General features: G+C 64.0%; 29 protein-coding genes and 1 pseudogene. 23 read left to right on the plus strand and 7 right to left on the minus strand.

Going from position 1 to position 22737, the window contains the following annotated elements:
* Positions 1–7: 7 nt before the first annotated feature.
* From DI276_RS48475 to DI276_RS48495, 5 genes are read right to left on the minus strand one after another with little or no spacing between them, the layout of a single operon-like run.
* On the minus strand, positions 8–190 hold the full coding sequence (locus DI276_RS48475; protein ID WP_112277100.1) for a hypothetical protein: 183 nt from the start codon (positions 188–190) through the stop codon (positions 8–10).
* A complete protein-coding gene (locus tag DI276_RS48480; protein ID WP_112277102.1) occupies positions 187–486 on the minus strand; it encodes a hypothetical protein in 300 nt (99 codons plus the stop codon). Before DI276_RS48480 ends, DI276_RS48475 begins: the two co-directional genes overlap by 4 nt.
* Entirely contained in the window at positions 483–968 is a 486-nt protein-coding gene (locus tag DI276_RS48485) for a YbaB/EbfC family nucleoid-associated protein (protein ID WP_157985408.1), read from the minus strand. Before DI276_RS48485 ends, DI276_RS48480 begins: the two co-directional genes overlap by 4 nt.
* The gene (locus tag DI276_RS48490) at positions 965–1351 is read right to left on the minus strand and encodes a RidA family protein (protein ID WP_112277106.1); all 387 of its coding nucleotides are present in this window, start codon (positions 1349–1351) and stop codon (positions 965–967) included. The genes DI276_RS48485 and DI276_RS48490 overlap by 4 nt, the downstream gene beginning before the upstream one ends.
* Positions 1352–1382: 31 nt before the next feature.
* The gene (locus DI276_RS48495) at positions 1383–2732 is read right to left on the minus strand and encodes a replication-associated recombination protein A (protein WP_112277108.1); all 1350 of its coding nucleotides are present in this window, start codon (positions 2730–2732) and stop codon (positions 1383–1385) included.
* A gap of 37 nt (positions 2733–2769) precedes the next feature.
* Here DI276_RS48495 and DI276_RS48500 point away from each other — a divergent pair, with 37 nt between their 5' ends.
* From DI276_RS48500 to DI276_RS52885, 4 genes and pseudogenes are all read left to right on the plus strand, one after another.
* Positions 2770–3348, plus strand: coding sequence for a uridine kinase family protein (locus tag DI276_RS48500; protein WP_232837442.1), 579 nt, complete (start codon positions 2770–2772; stop codon positions 3346–3348).
* Positions 3349–3391: 43 nt separating this feature from the next.
* Positions 3392–3970 carry a chemotaxis protein CheB gene (locus DI276_RS48505; protein ID WP_232837443.1) on the plus strand — a complete coding sequence of 193 codons (579 nt, stop codon included), beginning with the start codon at positions 3392–3394 and terminating at the stop codon, positions 3968–3970.
* On the plus strand, positions 3967–4698 hold the full coding sequence (locus DI276_RS48510; RefSeq protein WP_112277112.1) for an ATP-binding protein: 732 nt from the start codon (positions 3967–3969) through the stop codon (positions 4696–4698). The genes DI276_RS48505 and DI276_RS48510 overlap by 4 nt, the downstream gene beginning before the upstream one ends.
* 11 nt (positions 4699–4709) lie before the next feature.
* Positions 4710–5091, plus strand: a pseudogene (locus DI276_RS52885) (CheR family methyltransferase); the annotation flags it as partial.
* Between the two features lie 287 nt (positions 5092–5378).
* On the opposite strand, the gene DI276_RS48520 reads toward DI276_RS52885, so the two are convergent.
* Complete coding sequence (locus tag DI276_RS48520; RefSeq protein ID WP_157985409.1) at positions 5379–5714, minus strand: STAS domain-containing protein; 336 nt, start codon at positions 5712–5714, stop codon at positions 5379–5381.
* A 147-nt stretch (positions 5715–5861) separates the two neighbouring features.
* Between DI276_RS48520 and DI276_RS48525 the strand changes: the two genes are divergently transcribed.
* The 5 genes from DI276_RS48525 to DI276_RS48545 are packed head-to-tail and all read left to right on the plus strand — an operon-like array spanning position 5862 to position 10721.
* Positions 5862–6863 carry a hypothetical protein gene (locus tag DI276_RS48525; protein WP_232837444.1) on the plus strand — a complete coding sequence of 334 codons (1002 nt, stop codon included), beginning with the start codon at positions 5862–5864 and terminating at the stop codon, positions 6861–6863.
* Entirely contained in the window at positions 6850–7449 is a 600-nt protein-coding gene (locus DI276_RS48530) for a DUF4129 domain-containing protein (protein ID WP_112277324.1), read from the plus strand. Before DI276_RS48525 ends, DI276_RS48530 begins: the two co-directional genes overlap by 14 nt.
* A complete protein-coding gene (locus DI276_RS48535) occupies positions 7446–8477 on the plus strand; it encodes a DUF4350 domain-containing protein (RefSeq protein ID WP_112277118.1) in 1032 nt (343 codons plus the stop codon). Before DI276_RS48530 ends, DI276_RS48535 begins: the two co-directional genes overlap by 4 nt.
* Entirely contained in the window at positions 8474–9430 is a 957-nt protein-coding gene (locus DI276_RS48540) for an AAA family ATPase (protein ID WP_112277120.1), read from the plus strand. Before DI276_RS48535 ends, DI276_RS48540 begins: the two co-directional genes overlap by 4 nt.
* A gap of 1 nt (position 9431) precedes the next feature.
* The gene (locus DI276_RS48545; RefSeq protein WP_112277123.1) at positions 9432–10721 is read left to right on the plus strand and encodes a DUF58 domain-containing protein; all 1290 of its coding nucleotides are present in this window, start codon (positions 9432–9434) and stop codon (positions 10719–10721) included.
* A gap of 257 nt (positions 10722–10978) precedes the next feature.
* Here the strand turns inward: DI276_RS48545 and DI276_RS48550 are convergent, their stop codons facing one another.
* On the minus strand, positions 10979–11986 hold the full coding sequence (locus DI276_RS48550) for a stage II sporulation protein M (RefSeq protein ID WP_112277125.1): 1008 nt from the start codon (positions 11984–11986) through the stop codon (positions 10979–10981).
* Positions 11987–12084: 98 nt separating this feature from the next.
* Between DI276_RS48550 and DI276_RS48555 the strand changes: the two genes are divergently transcribed.
* From DI276_RS48555 to DI276_RS48605, 14 genes are all read left to right on the plus strand, one after another.
* Positions 12085–13029, plus strand: coding sequence for a site-specific integrase (locus tag DI276_RS48555; protein WP_112277127.1), 945 nt, complete (start codon positions 12085–12087; stop codon positions 13027–13029).
* A gap of 116 nt (positions 13030–13145) precedes the next feature.
* Positions 13146–13298 carry a hypothetical protein gene (locus DI276_RS48560; RefSeq protein WP_157985410.1) on the plus strand — a complete coding sequence of 51 codons (153 nt, stop codon included), beginning with the start codon at positions 13146–13148 and terminating at the stop codon, positions 13296–13298.
* Positions 13299–14303: 1005 nt separating this feature from the next.
* Positions 14304–15026 carry a hypothetical protein gene (locus DI276_RS50630; RefSeq protein WP_157985411.1) on the plus strand — a complete coding sequence of 241 codons (723 nt, stop codon included), beginning with the start codon at positions 14304–14306 and terminating at the stop codon, positions 15024–15026.
* Entirely contained in the window at positions 15026–15298 is a 273-nt protein-coding gene (locus DI276_RS50635) for a hypothetical protein (RefSeq protein ID WP_157985412.1), read from the plus strand. Before DI276_RS50630 ends, DI276_RS50635 begins: the two co-directional genes overlap by 1 nt.
* Positions 15238–15858, plus strand: coding sequence for an SWIM zinc finger family protein (locus DI276_RS53585; RefSeq protein ID WP_408610655.1), 621 nt, complete (start codon positions 15238–15240; stop codon positions 15856–15858). The genes DI276_RS50635 and DI276_RS53585 overlap by 61 nt, the downstream gene beginning before the upstream one ends.
* A 282-nt stretch (positions 15859–16140) precedes the next feature.
* Positions 16141–17844, plus strand: a complete 1704-nt coding sequence (locus tag DI276_RS48570) for a hypothetical protein (protein ID WP_157985413.1) — start codon at positions 16141–16143, stop codon at positions 17842–17844.
* A gap of 90 nt (positions 17845–17934) precedes the next feature.
* Complete coding sequence (locus DI276_RS48575; RefSeq protein ID WP_269814381.1) at positions 17935–19020, plus strand: phage portal protein; 1086 nt, start codon at positions 17935–17937, stop codon at positions 19018–19020.
* Positions 19013–20617: a phage major capsid protein gene (locus DI276_RS48580; protein WP_112277143.1), complete on the plus strand. Its 1605-nt coding sequence runs from the start codon at positions 19013–19015 to the stop codon at positions 20615–20617. The genes DI276_RS48575 and DI276_RS48580 overlap by 8 nt, the downstream gene beginning before the upstream one ends.
* Positions 20618–20643: 26 nt before the next feature.
* The gene (locus DI276_RS50640; RefSeq protein WP_157985415.1) at positions 20644–20832 is read left to right on the plus strand and encodes a hypothetical protein; all 189 of its coding nucleotides are present in this window, start codon (positions 20644–20646) and stop codon (positions 20830–20832) included.
* Positions 20833–20876: 44 nt separating this feature from the next.
* A complete protein-coding gene (locus tag DI276_RS48585) occupies positions 20877–21179 on the plus strand; it encodes a hypothetical protein (RefSeq protein ID WP_157985416.1) in 303 nt (100 codons plus the stop codon).
* Positions 21176–21529 carry a hypothetical protein gene (locus DI276_RS50645; protein ID WP_157985417.1) on the plus strand — a complete coding sequence of 118 codons (354 nt, stop codon included), beginning with the start codon at positions 21176–21178 and terminating at the stop codon, positions 21527–21529. Before DI276_RS48585 ends, DI276_RS50645 begins: the two co-directional genes overlap by 4 nt.
* A 13-nt stretch (positions 21530–21542) precedes the next feature.
* Complete coding sequence (locus DI276_RS48595; RefSeq protein WP_112277146.1) at positions 21543–21971, plus strand: hypothetical protein; 429 nt, start codon at positions 21543–21545, stop codon at positions 21969–21971.
* Positions 21971–22348, plus strand: coding sequence for a hypothetical protein (locus DI276_RS50650; RefSeq protein ID WP_157985418.1), 378 nt, complete (start codon positions 21971–21973; stop codon positions 22346–22348). The genes DI276_RS48595 and DI276_RS50650 overlap by 1 nt, the downstream gene beginning before the upstream one ends.
* Positions 22345–22629, plus strand: a complete 285-nt coding sequence (locus DI276_RS48605; RefSeq protein WP_112277148.1) for a hypothetical protein — start codon at positions 22345–22347, stop codon at positions 22627–22629. Before DI276_RS50650 ends, DI276_RS48605 begins: the two co-directional genes overlap by 4 nt.
* Positions 22630–22737: the final 108 nt, after the last annotated feature.

The raw sequence follows: 22737 nt of genomic DNA on the forward strand, positions 1-22737 counted from the left end.
GCACTGATCAGGCCTGCCAGCGGGTCGGCAGGAAGCCCGCGACGCCCATCGCGCCACCGGCCGCGTTCATCAGGCCCTCTGCCCAGTTGCCCTGGCTGATCGCGGATAAGGTCTCGGCGGCGTCGTGGGCCAGGCCGAGCCCCTCGGTCGCCTTGGTCTCCTCACCTTTGACGTACAGCGGATTGCTCATCGGTGGATCCCGCCGAGGTGGGCGGCGTGCGCCTCGTCGCTGGACTTGATGTGCAGGGCCATGTCCGCGAACTCGCGGTAGTGCTCGACCGCGGAGTCCGACGCCTTCTCGACGGCGTTGGTGGCGATGGCGGCGGCCGCCGCGCAGATGCCGGCCAGCGGCATGCCGAGCAGGCCGAACGCCATCGGGTCCATCGTGGCGTTCGCGGAGGTGACGGCGGTGTTGATGCGGGCGCCCACGTCGTCGAGCTTGCCGAGGTGGGCCTTCATCTCCCCTTCGCTGCTGGCGTGCGTCATCGCAGGTACCCGCCCTCGCTGAAGTCGTCGTCGGGCAGGCGGGGCGGCTGCGGCGGGCGGGAAGCTTCGGGCTGAGCGCTGCGGAGCTTGTCCATCATCATGTGCATCGCCTCGGAGTCGGCACCCAGCAACGGCGCCATCGCCTCCTGCACGGTCGTGGCGACGCGGCCCTGCGCCGCCTGCACGACGCGGAGCACCTCGCGGCCGACGGTGTCGCCGTCCCTGCGCTGCAGGACATTGCCGAGCCTGAGGTCGACGAGGTTGCCCGCGTCGTTGACGGTGACCGAGATCTGGCCGTCCGTGCTGCGCTCGGTGACCTGCAACGTCGCCAGCGTCTCGCGGATCGCGTCACTGCGGCGTTGCGCCTCGGCGAGCGTCCCCCGTAGTTCGCCAGGACCTGATCGGGATCGGCTATCGTCGCTCCTGGTGTACGTGCGATCACTCAACGCGATCGCACTCCACTCCGTACGGCGCAACGTCACCCCGCGGCGACCACCTCGATCTCGACCAGCCAGTCGCTCTCCAGCGTCGTCACGACGATCGCCGTGGTCGGGACGACCCGCCCGCCGAGTGCCTGCACGCGTGCGGCGCCGTTGGCCTCGGCGTACGACGCGTCACGCAGGTAGCTGGTCAGCCGGACGATGTTGTCGACGGTCATGCCCGCCGAGGCGAGGATCGTGCGGATGTTGTGCCAGATCAGGTCGAGCTGCGCCGCGAGGTCGGCGCCGGGCCGGCCGGACGGGTCGAGGCCCATGGTGCCCGCGACGAACAGCAGGCGTTCGGCGCCGCGGACCTCCATGGCGTGCACGTAGTCGTCGGTGGCCGGGTAGATGCCGTCGGTCGGGTTGTGCGGCACGAGTTCCATGTGGCGATCATGCGACCCGGCGCCAAGCGATTTACTCGCCCCTGATCACCCGGCGCAACCGGGGCAGGCGCTCGGCCACCGCGCGTTCGGCACCGCGGCCGGTCGGCTCGTAGTAGTCGCGCCCCACCAGGTCGTCCGGCGCGTACTGCTGCGTCAGCACGCCCTCCGGCACGTCGTGCGGGTACCGGTACCCCTGCGCGTGCCCGAGTTTCGCAGCCCCCGCGTAGTGCCCGTCGCGCAGATGCGGTGGCACAGCGCCGATAGCGCCCTTCCGCACGTCAGAAATAGCGGCACCGATGGCGGTGGTCACGGCGTTCGACTTCGGCGCGGTGGCCAGGTGGATCGTGGCCTGCGCCAGGTTCAGGGTGCACTCGGGCAACCCGATCAGCTGCACGGCCTGAGCCGCGGCGACGCACGTCTGCAACGCGGTCGGGTCCGCCATGCCGATGTCCTCGCTGGCGTGGATCACCAGGCGACGCGCGATGAACCGCGGGTCCTCCCCCGCCTCGATCATGCGCGCCAGGTAGTGCAGCGCCGCGTCCACGTCCGAACCGCGGATCGACTTGATGAACGCCGAAGTCACGTCGTAGTGCTGGTCGCCGTCGCGGTCGTAGCGCACCGCCGCCTTGTCCACAGTGGACTCCAGCAACTCCAGCGTGATCACACCGGAGTTCGACGCCACAGCCGAGTCAGCCGCGGCCTCCAGAGCGGTCAGCGAACGACGCGCGTCCCCGCCCGCCAGCCGCACGAGGTGATCCTCGGCGTCCGGTTCCACGACGACCGAGTCGCCCAACCCGCGCGCGTCCGAGACGGCCCGGCGGATCACCGCGCGCACGTCGTCGTCGGTCAAAGACTTGAGTTGCAGCACCAAAGAGCGCGACAACAACGGCGACACGACCGAGAAGAACGGGTTCTCGGTGGTGGCCGCGACCAGCAGCACGATCCGGTCCTCGACCGCGCCCAGCAACGCGTCCTGCTGCGTCTTGGAGAACCGGTGCACCTCGTCGATGAACAGCACGGTCGCCTCGCCCGACCGCACGAGCCGGCGACGGGCCTCGTCGATCACGGCCCGCACCTCTTTGACGCCGGCGGACAGCGCCGACAGAGCGACGAACCGGCGCCCGGTCGCACGAGACACCAGGGTCGCCAGCGTCGTCTTGCCGGTGCCGGGAGGGCCGTAGAGCATCACGGACGCCGGGGTGGCGCCCTCCACCAGGCGGCGCAGCGGGGCGCCGGGGCCGAGCAGGTGGTCCTGACCGAGCACCTCGTCCAGCGCGGCCGGACGCATCCGCACGGCCAGCGGGGCGTTGGCCGCGATGCGCTCGGCCTTCTCCTCGTCGGTCGCGCCGAAGAGGCCCTCGTCGAACAGACCTTCGCTCATGCGTTCGAGCGTAGGCCATATGCGAAAATCGCGTCTCGTGCCCATCCCACGCGCAGTGCTGCTGGCCGGACCCTCCGGATCAGGCAAGTCGACCCTCGCCGCCCACCTCGGCTGGCCCGTCCTGCGCCTGGACGACTTCTACCGCGACGGCGACGACCCGCAGCTGCCGAAGGACGAGCACGGGCGCGCGGACTGGGACGCCATCGGCTCGTGGAACGCCGAGGCGGCGCTGAAAGCCGTCATCGAGCTGTCCGAGACCGGCAAGACCGAGGCGCCGGTGTACTCGATCAGCGAAGACCGGAAGGTCGGCACCCAGACGATCGAACTGGGCGACGCGCCCGCGTTCATCGCGGAAGGCCTGTTCGCCGACCTGCTGGTGGAAGGCGCGAAACAAGCAGGCGTCCTGAGAGACGCCGTGGTGCTCGCCCCCAGCGCCCCGGTCACGTTCGCCAGGAGGTTCGCCAGGGACGTGGCCGAGGCCCGCAAACCGGTCCCGACCCTGATCAGGCGCGGGCTCAGGCTCATGCGCGAACAGCCGCAGGTGGTGAAGAGGTGCGTCGACGCCGGCATGCGGCGCACGACACCGGGTAAGGCCAGGACCGAACTGGCCGTGTGAGACCAGCGACCACGGGTATCCGGAGCGAAAGTGAGGAGCTCCGGTGCGCAGAGACCTGGTGGTCGTCGGCGCCTCCGCAGGAGGTGTCGAGGCGCGGCGACTGCTCGTCGCCGCACTGCCGAAGGACCTGCCCGCCGCGGTGGTCGTCGTCCTGCACATGCCCGCGGGTGGCACTTCGGCGCTGCCCGCGATCCTGGACCGCAGCGGCCCGCTACCCGCGCAGGCCGCGGAAGACGGCGTGGAGCTGCGCAACGCCCACATCTACGTTGCTCGCCCAGACCACCACGTCATCGTCCAGGACGGCGTGCTGGGCCGGTCGAGAGGTCCCACGGAGAACGGTCACCGGCCCGCCGTGATCGGGGTGATCCCGTCCGGCGCGCGTCACAGTCGTGCAGGACCCGGGGGACGCCGTCCACCCCGGCATGCCGGAGAGCCTCCTGCAGCACGTCCAGGTGGACCACGTGCATCACTCGCGCATCGAATGGTCGACGTCTCCCGCGGCGCCGGTCGTGGCCTGGTGGCGGATCGGTACGTCAGGCAGGAAGAGGAAGCGCTGGCGGCGGCCGACATCCTCCGCAGGCATCTGCTGCGAGGCGGTGTGCGGGAGGAGACCGGCACATGAAGCTGGAGACGGCCGACTTCGCGGGTGTCGTGGTGGCGACCCCCGTGGGACGGCTTGATCTCGTTTCCTACAGCGCACTGCGCGACGGCCTGCTCAAGGCGGCGGCGGACGCACCGCTCGGCCTGGTGGTCCGGCTCGGCAGCGGCTTCGAGGTGCCGAGCCTGGCGATGTTGTCGGTGTTCACCACGGTGTGCGTGAAGGTCTCGCAGTGGCCTGACATCCCGATGGTGCTCCTCGCCGAGACCCAGCACCGCGAAGACCTGCGCGCCAGCGGCGTCACCAGGTTCGTGCGCACAGTGGCCGATCTCGAGGAAGCGTGGAAAGCCGTGGAACAGCCACCACCCTGCCAGTTCCGCCGGGTGCCGCTCCCCAACTCCCCCACCGCGCCGATCATGGCCCGCGCGGTCGTCCGGGAGGCGTGCGAGCTGTGGGACCTGCCGGCGCTCACCGAAGACGCTGTGCTGGTGGTGAGCGAGCTGGTCGAGAACGCGGTCCGGCACGCCCGCTCGGAGTCCCTGCTGCGAATCGAGCTGCGTCCGTCCGGCCTCTCGCTCGCGGTGCAGGACGACGACCCGGCACCACCGGTGCTGGAGTGGCCGGATCTGGACGTGCCGGGGCATCGGGGCGTGCAGCTGGTCGCCCGGATCAGCGTCGCGTGGGGTTGTGCGCCGTCATCCGACGGGGGCAAGATCGTGTGGGCGTTGCTCGGCCCGCGCGGGGGCGAGTAGGTCCTGCTGACGTGAGTGGCGGCCAGCCGGTCCCCGACGAGAACTTCGAAGAGGTACCGCACTACCTCTGAGGAGTCGCGCGGTTTCGACTTCACCGGGTACAAGCGCACCAGCCTGATGCGACGGGTGCGCCATCGCATGAACCAGATCGGTGTCGAGGACTACGCCGACTACATCGACCAGCTGCAGGTCAACGCCGACGAGTTCAGCGTCCTGTGCAACACGATCCTGATCAACGTCACCGCGTTCTTCCGCGACCCGGAGGCGTGGCAGCACCTGCGCGACGAGGTCGTCCCGGCGCTGCTCGCCGAACGTGGCCCGGACGACCCGGTCCGGGTGTGGAGCGCGGGCTGCGCGTCCGGCGAGGAGGCCTGCAGCCTCGCGATCGCGCTGGGATGCGGGTGCTGGCCTGGAACCGCGGCGCCGAGGAGCTGTGGGGGCATGCGCCGCGACGAGGCCGAGGGCGAGCACCTGCTCAACCTCGACATCGGGCTGCCGGTGGCGGACCTCCGCCCGGTCGTGCGGTCGGCGCTCAGCGACGGCGCGTTCATGGAGGAGGTCAAGCTCGCCGCGGTGAACCGTCGCGGCCGCGAAGTGGTCATCCGGGTGGTGTGCAGTTCGTTGCGCGCCAACGGAGGGGAACCGGACGGCGCGATCCTGGTGATGGGGCAGCAGGAGAACTAGCCCGTGGCGTCCTCGTCGCGCAGGAAGACTCCGGTGAACCCGCTGACCTCGAAGGTCCGCAGCACGCTGAACGAGCACTCGGCGAAGACCAGGTCGACGCCACGGCGCTTGCACTCGGCCCGCACCGCGAGCAACACCTCCAGGCCCGCCGACCCCAGGTAGTCGACACCGGAGAGGTCGAGCATGAACACGGCGCGTGTGTGGGCGAGCTGGTCGCGCAGGAACGCGTCGAACTGCGGCGCGGTGGCGAGGTCGATCTCGCCGGCCACCGTGACCACCGTCGACGATCCGGTGTGGTCGGCGCTGAGCTCGAGCGGTTCCACTTCGTGCACGCGCCCCACCTTCCTGCCCTGTTGGCTACCACGCACGCGGTCACGGCCAAACACGCTGAATCGTGATCAGATCCCGTTCAACTTGCGCTGTGACGTGCGCGTTGTTCTGGCAGGATGCCGCTCACACAACTACCGGGGGTAGCCGAGATGTCCGAAACGCCCGGCTGGTCCTCACCCGACCAGCAACCGAACCAGCCGCAGCAGCCGCCGCCTGGGCAGCCGCACAGCCAGCAGCCCGGTTACTACGCTCCGCCGCCTCCCCCGGCGCCGCCGACGATCAAGCCCGGCGTGATCCCGCTGCGCCCACTGGCCGTCGGCGAGATCATCGACGGCGCCATCACGACGATGCGCAAGTACCCGAAGCTGCTCATCGGCGCGGCGGCGATCGTCGCCGTGATCACGCAGGTGCTCGGACTGCTGGTGCAGCTGCCGTTCCTGGACGACATCGCCGCCGTGGCGACGCTCGACCCGAACACGGTGTCCCAGGAGCAGGCGCTGGACCAGGCCATGAGCGCCTTCGCCAGCGCCCTCACCGGCGCGGGGATCAGCGGCCTGCTGCTGCTCATCGGCACGGTGTTCCTGTCCGGCTTCATCACGGTGGTCGTGGGCCACGCGGTGCTGGGCCAGCCGGTCACCGCCAAGCAGGCGTGGGACGAGTTCAAGCCGCGGCTGCTGCCCCTGCTGGGCGCGACGCTGCTGGCCGCGCTCGTCATCGCCGTGGGCCTGGTCCTCTGCATCCTGCCCGGCATCTACGCCGCCGTCCTGTTCTCGCTCGTCGGCTCCGCGCTGGTGCTGGAGCGCTGCGGGGTCGGCACCGCGTTCGGCCGCTCGCGGGCCCTGGTGAACGGCGCGTGGTGGCGGACGTTCGGCATCCTGCTGCTGGCCAACGTGATCAGCTACATCATCAGCGGGATCATCAGCCTTCCGTTCGGACTGGCGAGCGGCCTGTCCGCGGGCCTCTCCGGCGACCCGACGGCGGCGCTGAGCGCGGGCTCGCTGGCGCTGTCGGCGGTCGGCGCGATCATCGCCTCGACGATCACGCTGCCGTTCACCTCCGCGGTCAACGTGCTGGTCTACGTCGACCGCCGGATGCGCGCCGAGGGCATGGACATCGAACTCCAGCGGGCCGCGGGACATGGCGGTAGCTGACGTACCGGTAGATCTCGACCGCGACGAGGCCAGGGAGGCGGCCGCACGGGAGCTCAGCAACCCCGCGTACGTCTCCGACGACCCGAACCCGATCGAACGCGTCATCAACTGGGTGCTGGAGAAGCTGGGTGAGCTCCTCGCGGGTGCGGGTGGCATGAGCGGCATCACCGCGATCACGATCATGGTCGTGGTCGCGGTGCTCATCGTGATCATCGTCAGGCTCCGCATCGGCCGCACCGCCCGAGCCGCGCGCTCACGGGCCGGTGAGGTGTTCGACTCCGAGCTGACGGCGGCCGAGCACCGCGCTGCTGCGGAACGTGCGGCAGCAGCCGGTGATCTCGCCGAGGCCGTGCGCGAGCGTTTCCGTGCTGTGGTGCGGGAACTGGAGCAACGCGGGGTGCTCGTGCCGCGGGCCGGCCGTACGGTGGACGAGGTGGCGATCGAAGCGGGGCAGGCACTTCCGGTGCTGGCGGACGACCTGCGCGGGGCGGCCGTGCAGTTCGACGACGTCTGGTACGGCGGCAGGACCGCGACCGAGCAGGGCTACCGGCAGCTGGTCTCCGTGGACGACAGGGTGCGCGGATGACGGCGGTGTCCCCCGACGCCGGGCGGATCTGGACGGCCGCGCGCGGTCCGCTGCTGATCGGCGTGATCATCCTGTTCGCGGCGATCGTGATCACGTTGCTGCGCGGCGGTGGTGAGGGCGGTTCGCTCGACCCCCGCTCGTACCGCCCGGAAGGCAGCCACGCGGTCGCCGCACTGTTGGAGCAGAACGGGGTTCGAGTCGAGCTCACCGACGACCCGTCCGCTGTCGACGGTGCGACGCTGTTCGTCCCGCGGCCGAACCTGATCGACCCCGAGCGGCTCGAGGACCTGAGCAAGCGGGCGGCGGCCACGGTGCTGCTCGCTCCCGCGCCCGGCATGCGTCAGGTGGAGGTCGACACCAGGCAACCGAACTGCCCGCTGGCCGCCAAGGCGGGTCCCGCCACGCTCGGCGGGCTCGTGTACAACGGCGAAGAGCGTTGCTACGACTCGACTTTGGTGCGCACCGGCACGGTCACGACGATCGGGTTCGGCGCGATCTTCACCAACCGCGACCTCGACGAGGAGGGCAACGCGGCGCTGGCGCTGACGTTGCTGGGCCAGCACGAACGGCTGGTCTGGTACGTGCCGTCGGCCGCGGACCGGTCGCAGCAGAAGGAGTTCACGGACCTGATCCCGGACGGCTGGAAGTTCGCCGCGTGGCAGCTGGGGATCGCGGCCGTGGTGATCGCGCTGTGGCGGGCGCGCAGACTGGGCCGGGTGGTCACCGAGCGGTTGCCGGTGGTGGTGCGCGCCGCCGAGACCGTGGAGGGCAGGGCGCGGCTGTACCGGAGGTCGCACGCATCGGCGCACGCTGCTTCGGTGCTGCGCCAGGCGACCCGCGACCGGCTGGCTCCGCTGCTGGGCCTGCCGGTGGGCGAGGACCAGACCGCGGAGGTCGCGCGCAGGACGTCGCGGTCCGCCGAGCGGGTGCGCACTTTGCTTTATTCGCAAGAGCCGGTGGACGACCGGGGGCTGGTCGCGCTGGCTGACGAGCTGGACGCTGTGGAGAACGAGGTTCGCAACGGATGACTGTCACCACTGAGGACGCACGCACGGCGCTGGTGGCGTTGCGCACGGAGATCGGCAAGGCCGTGGTGGGCAACGACTCCGCCGTGACGTCGTTGATCCTCGCGTTGCTGTGCAAGGGACACGTGCTGTTGGAGGGTGTGCCGGGCGTCGCGAAGACGTTGCTGGTGCGGGCGATGGCGCGTGCGCTGGACCTGTCGACGACGCGCGTGCAGTTCACGCCGGACCTGATGCCGGGTGACCTGACGGGATCGCTGGTCTACGACTCGCACAACGCCGCCTTCTCGTTCCGCGAGGGGCCGGTCTTCACGAACCTGCTGCTGGCCGACGAGATCAACCGGACGCCGCCGAAGACGCAGGCCGCGCTGCTGGAGGCGATGGAGGAACGGCAGGTGTCCGCGGACGGCAAGACGCGGCCGCTGCCCTCGCCGTTCATCGTCGTGGCCACGCAGAACCCGGTGGAGTACGAGGGCACCTACCCGCTGCCCGAGGCGCAGCTGGACCGGTTCCTGCTCAAGGTGAACATGCCGGTTCCAGCGCGCGAGCACGAGATCGACGTGTTGACGCGGCACGCTTCCGGGTTCGACCCGCGTGATCTTTCTTCGTTGTCTCCTGTCGCCGGTGCGGCGCATCTGGAGGCCGGTGCGGCGGCCGTGCGCGCGTTGACCGTGGCGCCCGAGGTCATTGCGTACGTCGTGGACGTCTGCCGGGCCACCCGGCAGTCTCCCGCCGTGCGGCTGGGGGTTTCTCCGCGTGGTGCCACGGCTCTGCTGGCGGTGGCGCGGGCGTGGGCCTGGCTGTCCGGGCGGGACTACGTGACGCCGGACGACGTGAAGGCGCTGGCCCGGCCGGCGTTGCGGCACCGGCTGGAGCTGCGCCCGGAGGCCGAGCTGGAGGGCGTGACGGCGGACGGCGTGCTGGACGGTGTGCTCGGCTCCGTCCAGGTGCCGCGCTGACGTGGCGCTCACGGGCCGCGCGGGGCTGCTCGCGCTCATCGGTGTCCTCGTCGTCGGGCTGCTCTTGCCGTCGTGGCAAGGGATTCTTCTCGTGCTCGGTGTGCTGCTGTTGTGCGTCTTCGTGGACCTGCTGTTGGCGGGCGGGGTTCGGCGGTTGACCTTCGTGCGCTCCGGGGCGTCCTCAGTGCGTACGGGTGAGCTCTGCACGGTGCTGTTGACCGTGCAGAACCCCGGACGTCGGGTACGTGGCGTTCTCCGGGACGCGTGGACGCCATCTGCCGGTGTGGTGGCCGACCGGGTTTTGGTCGACGTACCTGCCGGTGGCTCGCGGACGTTCTCTTTTGAGTTGCGACCCGTACGTCGTGGGGATCGCGTGTCGGACCGTGTGACCGTGCGATCCGTTGGCCCGTTGGGGATCGCGGCACGGCAGGGGTCGCACGTCGTGCCATGGACCGTGCGCGCGTTGCCGCCGTTTCACAGCCGTCGACACTTGCCGCCGTTGCTGGAACGCTTGCGCGAGTTGGACGGCCGTCGCGCTTCGCTGATCCGCGGCGCCGGCACGGAGTTCGACTCGTTGCGCGCCTACGTGATCGGCGACGACGTGCGCTCGATCGACTGGCGTGCGTCGGCGCGGTCGTCGGACGTCGTGGTGCGCACGTGGCGCCCCGAACGCGACCGCCAGGTGACGATCGTGCTCGACACCGCCCGCACGGCGGCTGGCCGGGTCTTCGGCTCGCTGGGCGGCCTCCCCCGGCTCGACACGTCGATGGACGCGGCGTTGTTGTTGTCCGCCTTGGCATCGCAAGCTCGCGACCAGGTCGACTTCCTGGCCTACAGCAACAAGGTCCGAGCGTCGGTGCCGCGCGCCTCCCTGCCCGTGCTGGTGCAGGCGATGGCACCGCTGGAAGCCGAGCTCGTCGAGTTCGACGCCCGCGGCCTGGTGGCGGAGGTGCTCCGGCGGGCCGGCCGCCGGTCGCTGGTCGTGCTGCTGACGTCGCTGGAACCGTCGATCGAGCACGGGTTGCTGCCGTTGCTGCCTGCTTTGGCGGCGCGGCACCGGTTGCTGATCGCCTCCGTGTCCGACCCCGCCGTGCACGCGATGGCTTCCGGTCGTGGCGACCTGGAGTCGGTTTATGCCGCTGCTGCTGCGGAACGGACGTTGGCTGAACGCCGCCATCTGACCGCTTTGCTCGCACGGCATGATGTAGACGTTGTCGACGCACTGCCAGACGACCTGCCGCGCGCTCTCGCGGACCGCTACTTGTCGTTGAAGGCCGCGGGCAAGCTCTGAACTTGTACCCGCTCCAAGAACTACTTCCTTCAGGGAGATTCCACCGGAAACGGTGGAGTGAAAGAGGTCCGTGCTCCTAGGTTCTGCGCCATGCCACGACGAAGCTCAAGCGTGGTGGGCAGGGAGTTCGGCAAAGGCGTTCGCAACCTGGTCGAACAGGAGCGCCTCGCCAACAAGATCTTCCACTGGGACCGCGAGTTCGTGTTCCTCAAGTCTGTTCCTCGAAGACAAGGCGTCAATCGGCCGATGGCGTTGCCCTATACGGCCGTCGGAGCGAGGTCCTCACGTTCGCTCGCATCCACGTCGCCCGTCTCCCCCGCCGCAGCCGCTCGCCGCCCGATCACGAACACGTACAACAGGAACAGCACCTCGGCCACGACCCCGATGCCGACGCGGGCCCACGTCGGCAGCCCGGACGGCGTGACGAACCCTTCCAGCACACCGGACACGAGCAGCACCACGATGAGCCCGAGCGCGACGGCCACCACCGCGCGTCCCTCGGCGGCCAGGGCGGCGGTGCGGGTGCGTTTGCCGGGGTCGATCACCTGCCAGCCCAGCCGCATGCCGATGCCGGCCGCGACGAACACGGCCGTGAGTTCCAGCAGTCCGTGCGGGGCGAGCAGTCCGAGGAACTCCGGGCCCCGGCCCGCCCCGGTCATCAGGCCGACGCCGACGGCGAGGTTCACCGCGTTGGTGAAGAGCAGGTAGATCGGCGGGAGCGCGAACAGCACGCCGAGCAACAGGCACGTGGCGGCGACCCAGGCGTTGTTCGTCCACACCTGCGCCGCGAACGACCCGGCCGGGTTGCTGGAGTAGTACGCCTCGTAGCCGCCGCCGACCTTGGTCATCTCGCGCAGCTCTTCCGGCGCGGCGATGGTGGCCTGCACGTCGGGGTTCGCCGCGATCCAGGCCGCCATGATGCCGGTGACCAGGTAGAACGCCACGCCGGCCGGTACCCACCAGCGCCAGCCGAGGTAGATCGCGGCGGGCAGCCGGTGCGTGAAGAACCTCGTGAAGACCCGCCACGCGGGCGTGTGCGTGCCCGTGATCGCCGACCGCGCCTGCGCGACCAGCGACGACAGCCGTTCCACTGTGGCCGGGTCCGGCGTCTGGCTGCGCACGACCGACAGGTGCGTCGTGACGCGCTGGTACAGCTCGATCAGCTCGTCGGCCTCGGCCCCGTTGAGTCGGTTGGCCCGCTTCACGAGCTGTTCGAGCCGCTGCCACGACGCGCGGTGGCGATCGATGAACACGTCCAGATCCACGATGAGTCACACTATCCGCGAAGTGACGTTTTCACACGTCAACCGCATGATGATCTTAGCGCGACTGGCCGATTCTTCTCTTGTAGGAGGTCGCCGCCGTGCCCGAGACCGTACGAACAGCGCTCGCAGCGTTCAAGATCACCGATCACTTTTTGCAGCTCTCCAAGAGCAGCCGTGAGCGGTACACCCTGATCTTGAACGAGGTCGAACGCGTTGCAGGCAGCTCCCTGCCGATCGGCCGTCTCAACCAGGGCCACGCGTCCGCTGCTCTCCACGCGCGACGACAGGCCGGAGCTGGTGAGGCCACGCTCAACACCTACCGAAGCGCGCTTCGTTCGATAGCTCAATGGTTGATTGATACGGGATACACCAAAACAAACTTTGCAACAGGTATCCGCAACGCCAAGACAGTGGTAGCGCGCTCGAAGCGTAAGCCGATCTCTGCTGACCAGGCACGGGAAATGCTGAAACTGGCGTTCGAGATTCACCCGCGTGATGGAGTAACCGTGGCACTTCTGTTGTTCACTGGTTGCCGTGGTTCTGAGGTTACGGGCCTGAAGTGGCATCACATCGATTTCGATTCCGGGATCTTGACAGTGTTCCGGAGCAAGGTTCGCGACGAAATCACTATGCTCATGCCAACCGAACTCCGCACCATCCTTTTGGACTGGTCTGCACACGAGCTGAACAACGGAGCTAAGCCCTCCGATTTCGTTGTGCCAGCACTCAAGAATCGTGGTTTCCACAAGGGACTGCCGTACCGCATGACGGCCGATTGGCCCCTGAACCACAGTGCCAAACAGACAGGGATGCGCAATCGGGTGAAAGAGCTTCTGAGGGATGTTGGGGAAACCGATTTGGTCGGCAAGGGCTCACACACGTTGAGGCGCACTTCAGCGAACCTGTTCCTCAACGCCACAGGGGACATTCGAGCCGTACAGCACTTGCTCGGACATTCGTCCGTCGCAATGACTGAAAAGTATCTCGACGTTGACGCACAAGCGGCCAAGTATGGCGCGATGATTCAAAGCTGGACCATCTGAGAACTCCCAGGTCATTCGTTCCTGGGCTATCTCAAACACACAAGTAACACCAAATAGAGAAGAGGAAACGCAACATGTTCACTTTCATTGGATTCATCGTTAAGGCTGGTCTGTGGATGGCAGCGGCTATCTCGTTCGGCAACGCTCTTGGCGAGGCCCTGATCTCCAACCAGGCTTACGCCGCGCTGGCGTGGCTCACGTACGGCGGTGCTGCCCTGGTCGCACTGGTCGTGATCCGCGTGGCTGGTAGGCGAACACGGCGAGCCTGACCCGCTTCACCCCCTGAGAGCCCTCCTGATCTCGTCAGGAGGGTTTTCTCATGCCCGCACTACAACCAGGCCTGCCAGAGGCCTACAGGACAGCGCAGCCTTGATCCACACACTTCGTAAGAGGGAGAAGTGCATAAGGCGGAGGAAAGCATAACCAGTACGACTTAGCGTGGTTCTTGACGTCTGCTCCGATTGGCTCATCATTGAGTAGCAATCAGTGCCAATCACAGGAGGTGTGAAGTGGACCGAACATCGGTGTCACTGAACACGAGAACGGTGGCGAGGTTGAAATCTCTCGCTTGGGACCTGTCCATCACACAGGGCCACAAACTTTCGATGAGCGCAGCATTGGACAAGATGATGATTGCGTTTGCGAAAGAGTTCTACAAAGAAGATCCGAACACACTACAAGAGCTTTTGAAGGAGTATGACAGTGAATAGACAAGGATTCCCTAAGGACACTGAGACGATATGGGTGCTTTCGATAGTGCCGAACATTCCCGTTGAGGTAGACGAACGTACCAACAGGGTTGTTTCAGTTCTGGGCCATCCTGGCACTCTGTCGCGCGCACAACGTCGCGACTGCGTGATCTACGTGACGAGCAAGGGTGATGAGGTCATGTGGTGGATCACGAGGAAGGGGAAGACCTCAGGCGATCACAAAGCGTTGGCCAACGCATCACGTGGGCGATGGCAACGGGTGACACGCACCAACAGGGCCTATGAATACCGAGAGATCGCCGACATTGACCCTCCGACGCTTCAGGTGTTGTCGGACGAACAAGCGTGGAAGGTGATCAGACACGAGTGGCCCGTCGAGTGAGGAAACGAAGAAAGCCCCCTACGTGTTCGACCGTAGGGGGCATTACTCTCAACTGGGAGAACTATCAGGTACGACCTCACCAAACCGCATTGTGAGGATAACACAAAATGGGCGAACACCTTGACCGCTTACGCCGTAGGGCGAACCGCCAGACACTTCACCTATTACGTGAAGTCGAGAGCATGCAAAAGGCCCACATAAGCGACGATGCCTCTTGGCTGAAAGCATTCATGCTATACCCAGACGTATCCGAGTACATCACCTCAAAGCATCCTGGTCGTGACCGTGGTGCCAAAATTCTTCAGCAGAGGGAAGCTATCGCCCTCTTAGAGAACGGAGTCGAATTCTTGTTCACAACACTGCCTGAACGCGTTGAATCGGTCTTCTCCTACTATGAAACGTCTGGCCTGTTCGACACCCTCCCGCTTAGCGACTCCCTCATGCTGAAACTCCTCCTCTGGAGACATCATGAGTTAGGAGAGTCGATTGTCACGGGATACGGATACATGGCTGTAGCGATTGAGAGTGCTTACGGGAAGAGACTCAGCCTCACACTAGTCGGTAAGTCGTTCCAACGCCTTCACAATCGAGGACTGATCCACTTCAGGAAGGGCAGGCCCGGAGGACTCCCCAGTCGGTGTGATCTGGTGGTCCCAGATGATCTCACTAGACCTCCTTCCCTGGGAGAAGGGTCTTCTACTGCTGGTCAGAGCATTCCAGCAATCATGGAGGGCTCAGGGAAAGATCACTTCCGAGCTTGGAAAGAGATCCACATAACGGATGATGTGATTGAAGCACTCGCGCGGTACGCGGCCGAGGCAACAGAGAACACAAAGATCCGCTATGAACGCTATGAGGAGGCTTCCAAACAGAAGGAATCAGCATGGTTGGAAGGAATCATCTGATGGACATTCCAATCCAGCGTGTGATGCTTGAAGTGGCGGATAGAGATAGACCAGAAGTCGTAACCGGCTCTGTTCTTTGTTGGATGAGTACGGCCGCGCCTGGTCCAGGTGTGGATCTCGATAACGAACAAGACATCACCGACGTAGCCATTGCCTGGTTCCGCAAGATTGTGCTTCCGAGAGATCCCGGTTGCAGCTTCACCGAAGTTCAATGCAGTGTGGACAACGGACTCCTCACGCTTGCGGTTCCCTGCACTGGGGCAATGTCGTGAGCGCTCGCATTCTGGGCGAATGGCCGTGCGAGGTGTCCTTTCAGGACGGGATAGGGCTCGTAGGGGAAGTCAAAGCGTTCGAACACCTCGTAGTCGTCGGTGACGGCCCGACGACATGCGATTGCTCGCTGTTCGAGCACAACGGCACCTGTAGGCATTCTGTGAAAGTCGCCGAACTCTGGGACAAGTTCTTAGCGGACACATACGGCATTGTGACAACTAAGAGGTACGGGAGACCCCACAAGCGGTTCGATGATCCCTCAGAGCCTGTGAAGTCCTGCCGTACGTGTTCTGTCACCAAACCACTCTCCGCGTTCTACAAACACCCCGCTAGCAAAGATGGCCGACAAACACAGTGCAAAGAGTGTGTCAAGGCTTACGAGAGAGCGCGCTATGTAGATTCCACCCGTTTGCAACTACCTTCGAATCCACCAACATGGCAGGAAGCTTTCAGCACAGATCCCACTTATGTGATAGCGATTCTGACAGAAGCCAGGAAGAGCCTACGCAGGAAAGCCACATGGCGCGCGAAGCGTGAGTCGCTAGGTGCCGATCTGTGAGGTATGGGCAAATCCATCAACTGGCCGAACGGTGGTTCCCGCACCTGGAGAAAGATCCGGGTTGCGGTACTCGAACGCGATAACCACACCTGTCAGTTACGCATATCGCCCAACTGTGAAGGCACTGCCACTCAGGTCCACCACACAAGGCCACGATCTCAGGTTGGGGATGACCCTCAATACCTGGAGTCCTCGTGCTGGCCATGCAACAGGATGGCCGGAGAACCGGGTAGCAATCAGGGCACCGAACCGCAACCTACTCACATGACGGAGTGGTGACACATGTCCACTCCCGAACGCATCGTGTCTATATCTGAACTCCTCGGGGAAGACACTTCACCCGAACACACACGTCAACCCGTTACAACTCCATTTTCCCCATCTATCCACACTCCTGGCCAGGCCGCCCTTTCCGTTTTTGTTTCCGCTGAGAATCCTGAAGCCGAGGAAACCTCCACAGAAGAGGAACCATCCTCGGAAGAATCCCCGAAAGACACACGATCCCTCGAACAAATCTTCCAGGATGTTTTGAACCAGGAACCAACGTTTCCTGAGCTTGTCGGTATCACAGAGCCTAGGCTGTGGACAGAACCGCTTCGACCCCTCACGCCTGAGACCTCTCTGGGGTTCGACGTGGTGCGCTGGTGCGTGCAAGAGGCGGGATGGATGCCGATGCCCTACCAGGCATGGCTCTATGTGCACGCATTGGAACTCCTCCCGAACGGATTCCTCCGTTTCTCGTACATCTTGCTTCTGGTGTCCAGGCAGAACGGGAAGACCGAATGGGCGAGTTACCTTATTGCGTATTTCATCGCACACGGCCGTAAGGCAGTGCTAGGGACTTCTGCCACGCTGGAAACCGCCCTTGAAAGCTGGGAAGACTGTGTTGCGGTACTGGAGTCCTTAGAAGACATCTTCGGTTCCGTGCACGTGGTGAAAGGCGCGGGTCGAGTCTGTGCCACGACACAAAAGCAAGGTGCCAAGTACAAAATCGCGAGTGCTAACCGTAAGGGCGGGCGTGGTAAGAAGCGGATTGACATACTGGTCGAGGATGAGTTGCGTGAGCATGAGACGTTCGAGGCACATGCCGCTGCGGACTCGACTACGACAGCGGTACCGGATTCGATAACGCTGCTCTTGAGCAACGCGGGCGATGTCCGCTCTGTGGTGCTGAATCACTTCCGCAATCTTGCGATAGCGGGCACAGATCCTCACGTGGGGCATTTCGAATGGTCGGCGGATGCCGAAGCACCCGGATTCGAGATCTCCGATAGACAACAGTGGCGGCAGGCAGATCCCGCACTGGGATTCACCATCACGGAGGATTCGTTAGCGTCGAAGATGACGGGACCGCCACAGATCTTCAAAACCGAGAACTTGTGCATTGGCGTCCCCATGCTGAAGGCGCTGGTTCAGCCGTCCTTCTGGGCCTCATGCCTGGACCCCGGCACCCTCGACCCCTACCGCCGTGCTCTGGCCGTGTGCGTGGCGCTGAGCCCCGATCTGAGCCACATCAGCTTGGTTGCTGCGGCTGTGCTGCCTGATGATCGGGTCAGAGTCGAGACCGTGAGGGTATGGGACTCCACCACCACTTTCCGAAGTGAGATCAAGGCACTCCTCACCCGCATCAATCCTCGGGTGTTCGGATGGCTCAAACAGATGCCAGCAGGACCGAACCCGTTATCTCAGGAGCTAGCGAAACTCCCGCGTAGCACTCCTCTCACTGCCGCTAACACAGCAGAAGCCGTTACCACCCTCGCAGAACTCATCGGTGCCGCACGTATCGCCCACAACGGGGATGAGTTGCTACAGCATCAGATCTGCGCGGCACCACCTAAGCCACAGGATGCGGTAACCGGTGTACCGCAAGACGGCACATTGGCCGTAGCGGGTGCTGTGTGGCTTGCGAGAGGACTCCCCAAAGCGCCGATGTTATGGATGGTGACAGAGAACGGCGTGATGGTGGGCTCCGATAAGGTGGAGTGAGCGAACGTGGGCTTTTGGCAGTGGTTAATGGAATCACCTGGTGTTGAGACTTCTCTCAATGCCGAATCTCCCGCTGTTCAATTCTCCGGCATGCCCGTTGGTAGTGACTATGAGACCTATAAGGCATTGGTAGGCAACGATTACGCAAGCGGAAGAGTCACTAGAGACCAGATTCGCAGAATCCCAGCTTTCCGTAGGGCAAGAGATCTCATCTGTGGCGTGCCCGCCCAGCTCCCTCTGCACGCGATCAGGGAGCGCGACGGCAAAGAGGTCAGTCACGATCTTCTGGTCCAGCCGGAGAGCCCCAACGGACTCGTACGCGTGGTCACGGTGGCCCGGACGCTCGAAGATCTCTGGTACGACTCCCGATCTCTGTGGCTTGTGTTGCAACGCAATGAGAAGGGGTTTCCTACTGCGGTCGAACGCATCCCTGTGGGCGAGTGGACGCAAGACGAGGACGGCTTGATCCGGGTACGCGGTAGGGAGCTGCGGATTGAGGATGGGAAGTTCCCTGGGATCTTGTTCATCTCACCAGCAGATCCGATGGTGGAGAGTGCCGCTCCGACCGTGAAACGGTTGCTGCGCTTGGAAGCCGCCGTGGAGCTGTACAACCAATCCCCAGAGGCCGCCGAGTACTTCACGGCCCCCGGCATCCTGCCGAATGATCCGATGCTGACTGAGTTCCTCACCGCGTGGAATGCCTCACGGCAGGCTCGATCCACCGGCTTCATTCCGGACGGCGTAGAGCGCCACGAGGTACAGCGGATGACTCCGCAGGAACTGTCCCTTATCGACAGTCGTGAGTTCGAGATCAAAGAGTGTGCGCGGTGCACTGGTATCGACCCCTCGTGGTTGGCAGTCAACCAAACTACGCGGTCATACACCAACGAACAGGACATCAGACGCGCGTTCACTGATCTCACAGTGGGACTGCTGACGTCCGCACTCGAACAACGCTTGAGCCTCAACGATGTCACCCCGCGCGGACACAAGGTCCTGATCAACTGGGATGCGTTCCTCCGTGGCAACACAAAGGAACGCTACGAGACATACAAGATCGCTGCGGAGATCGGGCAGATCACGGGCAAGCCTCCTGTCACGGGCGATGAAATCCGCGAGCTGGAGAACCGCTCTCCCTTGGGAGACAACAACAACGGGGAGCAGACCGATGAATGATCGCGTCACGTTCGAGTTCGCTCCGAGCACCACACTCAGCGTGGATCAGGAGTCCCGAATGATCTCGGGTATCGCCATCCCGTTGGGTCAGACAGCGTGGAAGAAGGGCAAGAAGTGGCGCTTCCTCCGTGACAGCGTCCAGTTCGGACAGCGGACTCCCGCACTGCACAACCACGACGTGAACCGTGGTGTCGGCAAGCTTGCCTCTCACGAGTGGACTGATGACGCTCTGCGCGTCAAGGTCAAGGTCAGCAAGACAGCACGCGGCGACGAGATCCTTGCCCTTGCTGAAGATGGCGCTCTCGGGTTCAGCGTTGGCCTCGATGTCCCGCGTGGCGGAGCCAAGACCGTAGGCGACGAGTTCGTTGTCTCCCAAGCATTCGGCGGAGAGATCTCTCTGACGCCGTTGCCCGCCTACGCGGGTGCGATGGTGGAAAGTGTTGCGATGCAAGAGGAAGGGGTGGCCCCGATGGGTGCCGACTCGAAGGTAACCTTCGACATCACGGAGGGTGCTGCCCCCGTGATCAATATCGAACTCAATTCCAACGACATGGCTGATGCCATCGTGAAGGCGATTGGCGCTCAGACTGCCGCACCTGCTGAGGGTGGCGACGGACCGCAGTTACAAGCCGTCCCGCGTGTGCACGTGGACGAGGAACTCCCTTACCGCTTCAACGGTTCCCGTGGTGCTCACAGCTTCGTGCAGGACGCGTGGAACGGCTACTACAAGAACGACAGTGACGCGCGTACCCGTATGGACAAGTTCCTGAGTGTGGCGTTCGTGGATACCGGCGATGCTGCAACCCTGACACCCAAGGGTTTCCGCCCTGATCTGTATGTGGATGAGAGAGATGTCAGACGTCCGCTTGCCGGGATGATCAGCGGCGGAACCCTGAGTGATATCCAGACATTCACTGTGCCCAAGTTCGGCACAGCGGCTGATCTCGTTGCACCGCATGTGGAAGGTGTCGAACCGGAACTCGGTACCTTCACCGCGACTGATCAGGATGTTGTGCCACACGCGCTGTCCGGCAAGGTGGAGATCACCAGGGAGCTTGCCGACAAGGCCGGTCCGCAGGTCGACGGAATGATCTGGAGCAAGATGCTGCGCAGTGCCGCGAACGGTGCAGAGGACCGCATCGCAGACATGTTGGCAGCCTTCACTGATCCGTCCCCGCTCGCACTGAACGGTGTGGACGTTGCTCTTGCGGATGATCTCGAAGAGACCACGGTCGACGTTGATGATCTCGACCGCTTTGGTGTGCTCGCTGCGGAACCGGCTCTCTTCAAGGCACTGGCAACCGCCCGTGACACCACGGGCCGCAAGTTGTTCCCTGCCACTCCTGTGGTCAACGCGGACGGCACACGCTCGAACCTGTGGACTCTCGACCTGGGCAACGGCCTTACCGCCGTGAAGGTGTCCTCTCTGTCGGATTCCTACCTGATCGAACGTGGTGCCGTATATCAGTGGTTGTCTGCTCCGAGGAAGCTGAATTTTGATATTCAGGTGAAGTCGGTCTTCCTGGGCTTCTGGCAGTACTCGGCGGAAGCGATCATTGATGATGCCGGTGTCCGCAAGGTCACCTACACGGCCTGATTCGTTGGCGGGTAAGGGAGTTGGCGATGAGTAACCCGATCGGCGACAAGGGTGAGTACCTACAGGAAGTCGCGGAGCAGCCAAGTGAGAAGGCCGTGAAGCGCGAGAAAGCCAAGCCGGACGAGGCAAAGCGCGCTTCACGGAAGACCGCTACACAGGCGGACGCTCCGAAGCGCGCCAGGCGTTCCACCACGGCACGCAAGCGCAAGGCTTGATCAACGATCAAGAAATTCGCCGACAAAAGTTGGAGGTGTGGATCATGGCGGTGACGCTGCAACAGGCGGCCAACTACGTTGGTGCGTCTGAAGAGGATGAGTTCCTGATCCTCTTCTTCAACGCTGCTCCGGAGCTGATCAAGGACTACTTGCGCGGCGGGAAGGTCCACCCGTACGTCTTTGACAGCGCGCATCTTCAACTGGTGTCGGAGTTGTGGATCAGGCGGAACAACCCTGGCGGGATGGTTCAGTATGCAGAAGGTATCCCCGCCAGGTTGGCTCGTGACGCCATGTTGTCGGTAGCCCCACTGCTGATGTCCAAGCGTGGATTGGGGACGCCAGGATGATCGAGGAGATGCGTTCTCAGCTCATAGAAGACCTTGGCGCGCTTGATGTTCCGGTTCATCCGCCGTGGCCTGGTCGGGTAGCGCCTCCCTGTGCCATCGTCGGTTTTGAAGATGGTCGTTACGTGGTCGCTGGTGACACGTACGGCTCGTTCGAGGTCCTCCTCACGGTCACCCTGCTGGTGGGCGTCTCCGCTACCCGTGTGGCCGATCTGGAGGCCTTGATCGAGGGAACCCTTGCCAACACTGGGGATTGGTCCCTCAAAGGGGTCGATGAGCCCACAGAGTTCGTTGAGTCGGGGATGTCCCTACTCGGAACCATCGTTCACATAGGCAAGATCGGGAAGCTGTGAGGAGTGAAACACCATGGCAGCAATCAAGAAGAACATCCTTCGGCTCACGATCGAGGACGAAGAGCGTAAGTTCGAGGTGTCGAAAGCCGTCTTCACCAACAAGAAGTCGGAGTCAGACTTCCTCTCGTTCGGTGACGCTGAAGCGGGTGGCGGGCGAGACTGGGCGCTCGATCTCACGTTCGTTCAAGATCCGGGTGATCCGGACTCGCTCTGGAATCTCATGTACGACCACGCGGGTGAGGAAACCGAGGTGGCGGCCAACTTCTACGGCGCAGACACACCAACGGCTACCGAACCTTCTTTCACTGCAACATGTCGCATCGCATTGCCTGATGGTGACGCACTCGGCGGTGAAGCGGATGCGAGTGATTCAGCTCGCCAGGTGGTGTCCGTGTCGTGGCCTTCCACAAGCGGAAAGCCTGAGCGGGACACGGGTGTCTGATGGCAAAGGCGATCAAGGCTGAACTCGAAGGCATGTCAGAAGTCGTGGCACGTCTTAACAGTCTTGGCCTGAAGCTGACCGACATCCCCACCATGCCTGTTGTGGCGCAACGGTATGCGGAGGTAACCGCATCCTTGGCACCTAAGCGTTCCGGCTTCCTGGCAGGCAAGATCAAGGCTGTGAAGTCGAAGAAGAACCAAGCGGCTGCACGATCTTCCGCGAAGTACAGCGCTGTCATCAACTACGGCAACCCGAAGCGGAACATCCGCGCGCAACACTTCATGAACAGAGCTGATGACGTTCTGGCACAAGAACTTATCGCCCTGATCAACAAGGGCATTGATCAGCTCATCGCAGAACAGGATCTTCAACCATGACGGACAGACTGCCGCTCGAACAGAGCATCAAGGGTCTCACAGGCTTTGAAGTCATTGCGGCACAGAAACGCTACGGGATGGACTTCGAGAAGCTGGGAGGCATCCGCACGCTGGTGGCCACGGTGTGGGCGTACGAGAACAGAGCCGAAAAGACGTCGTGGCAAGCAATCGAGGGGATGACGCTCTCCGAGCTGGAGTCTTACTTCCCCGAACCGGACCTTGATCCTGAGTCAGACCAGGGAAAAGGATCAACTCTCTTGAACGAGAGTCCCGACGACTAGCCAACATCATGGTGAGCCTGCCTGGTTGGAAGCCTGAGGATTGGTACCGGCTCACCATGAGAGAGCAAGCGGACATCGTTGCAGCACTGAGGAAAGCGAGGAGGTGAA

The organism is Lentzea terrae (assembly GCF_003265345.1).
In the GTDB taxonomy this organism is placed as follows: domain Bacteria; phylum Actinomycetota; class Actinomycetes; order Mycobacteriales; family Pseudonocardiaceae; genus Lentzea; species Lentzea terrae.

Excerpts from the sequence above, each read along its gene's own strand:
- DI276_RS48605 (WP_112277148.1), top strand. The coding sequence starts at position 22,345 with ATGACGGACAGACTGCCGCTCGAACAGAGCATCAAGGGTCTCACAGGC.
- DI276_RS48535 (WP_112277118.1), top strand. The coding sequence starts at position 7,446 with ATGACGGCGGTGTCCCCCGACGCCGGGCGGATCTGGACGGCCGCGCGC.
- DI276_RS48475 (WP_112277100.1), bottom strand. The coding sequence starts at position 190 with ATGAGCAATCCGCTGTACGTCAAAGGTGAGGAGACCAAGGCGACCGAG.
- DI276_RS48530 (WP_112277324.1), top strand. The coding sequence starts at position 6,850 with ATGGCGGTAGCTGACGTACCGGTAGATCTCGACCGCGACGAGGCCAGG.
- DI276_RS48575 (WP_269814381.1), top strand. The coding sequence starts at position 17,935 with ATGCCCGTTGGTAGTGACTATGAGACCTATAAGGCATTGGTAGGCAAC.
- DI276_RS48585 (WP_157985416.1), top strand. The coding sequence starts at position 20,877 with ATGGCGGTGACGCTGCAACAGGCGGCCAACTACGTTGGTGCGTCTGAA.
- DI276_RS48495 (WP_112277108.1), bottom strand. The coding sequence starts at position 2,732 with ATGAGCGAAGGTCTGTTCGACGAGGGCCTCTTCGGCGCGACCGACGAG.
- DI276_RS48560 (WP_157985410.1), top strand. The coding sequence starts at position 13,146 with ATGGCAGCGGCTATCTCGTTCGGCAACGCTCTTGGCGAGGCCCTGATC.
- DI276_RS48580 (WP_112277143.1), top strand. The coding sequence starts at position 19,013 with ATGAATGATCGCGTCACGTTCGAGTTCGCTCCGAGCACCACACTCAGC.
- DI276_RS48510 (WP_112277112.1), top strand. The coding sequence starts at position 3,967 with ATGAAGCTGGAGACGGCCGACTTCGCGGGTGTCGTGGTGGCGACCCCC.
- DI276_RS50645 (WP_157985417.1), top strand. The coding sequence starts at position 21,176 with ATGATCGAGGAGATGCGTTCTCAGCTCATAGAAGACCTTGGCGCGCTT.
- DI276_RS48480 (WP_112277102.1), bottom strand. The coding sequence starts at position 486 with ATGACGCACGCCAGCAGCGAAGGGGAGATGAAGGCCCACCTCGGCAAG.
- DI276_RS50640 (WP_157985415.1), top strand. The coding sequence starts at position 20,644 with ATGAGTAACCCGATCGGCGACAAGGGTGAGTACCTACAGGAAGTCGCG.
- DI276_RS48490 (WP_112277106.1), bottom strand. The coding sequence starts at position 1,351 with ATGGAACTCGTGCCGCACAACCCGACCGACGGCATCTACCCGGCCACC.
- DI276_RS48595 (WP_112277146.1), top strand. The coding sequence starts at position 21,543 with ATGGCAGCAATCAAGAAGAACATCCTTCGGCTCACGATCGAGGACGAA.
- DI276_RS50635 (WP_157985412.1), top strand. The coding sequence starts at position 15,026 with ATGGACATTCCAATCCAGCGTGTGATGCTTGAAGTGGCGGATAGAGAT.
- DI276_RS53585 (WP_408610655.1), top strand. The coding sequence starts at position 15,238 with ATGCAGTGTGGACAACGGACTCCTCACGCTTGCGGTTCCCTGCACTGG.
- DI276_RS50630 (WP_157985411.1), top strand. The coding sequence starts at position 14,304 with ATGCAAAAGGCCCACATAAGCGACGATGCCTCTTGGCTGAAAGCATTC.
- DI276_RS50650 (WP_157985418.1), top strand. The coding sequence starts at position 21,971 with ATGGCAAAGGCGATCAAGGCTGAACTCGAAGGCATGTCAGAAGTCGTG.
- DI276_RS48525 (WP_232837444.1), top strand. The coding sequence starts at position 5,862 with ATGTCCGAAACGCCCGGCTGGTCCTCACCCGACCAGCAACCGAACCAG.
- DI276_RS48540 (WP_112277120.1), top strand. The coding sequence starts at position 8,474 with ATGACTGTCACCACTGAGGACGCACGCACGGCGCTGGTGGCGTTGCGC.
- DI276_RS48570 (WP_157985413.1), top strand. The coding sequence starts at position 16,141 with ATGTCCACTCCCGAACGCATCGTGTCTATATCTGAACTCCTCGGGGAA.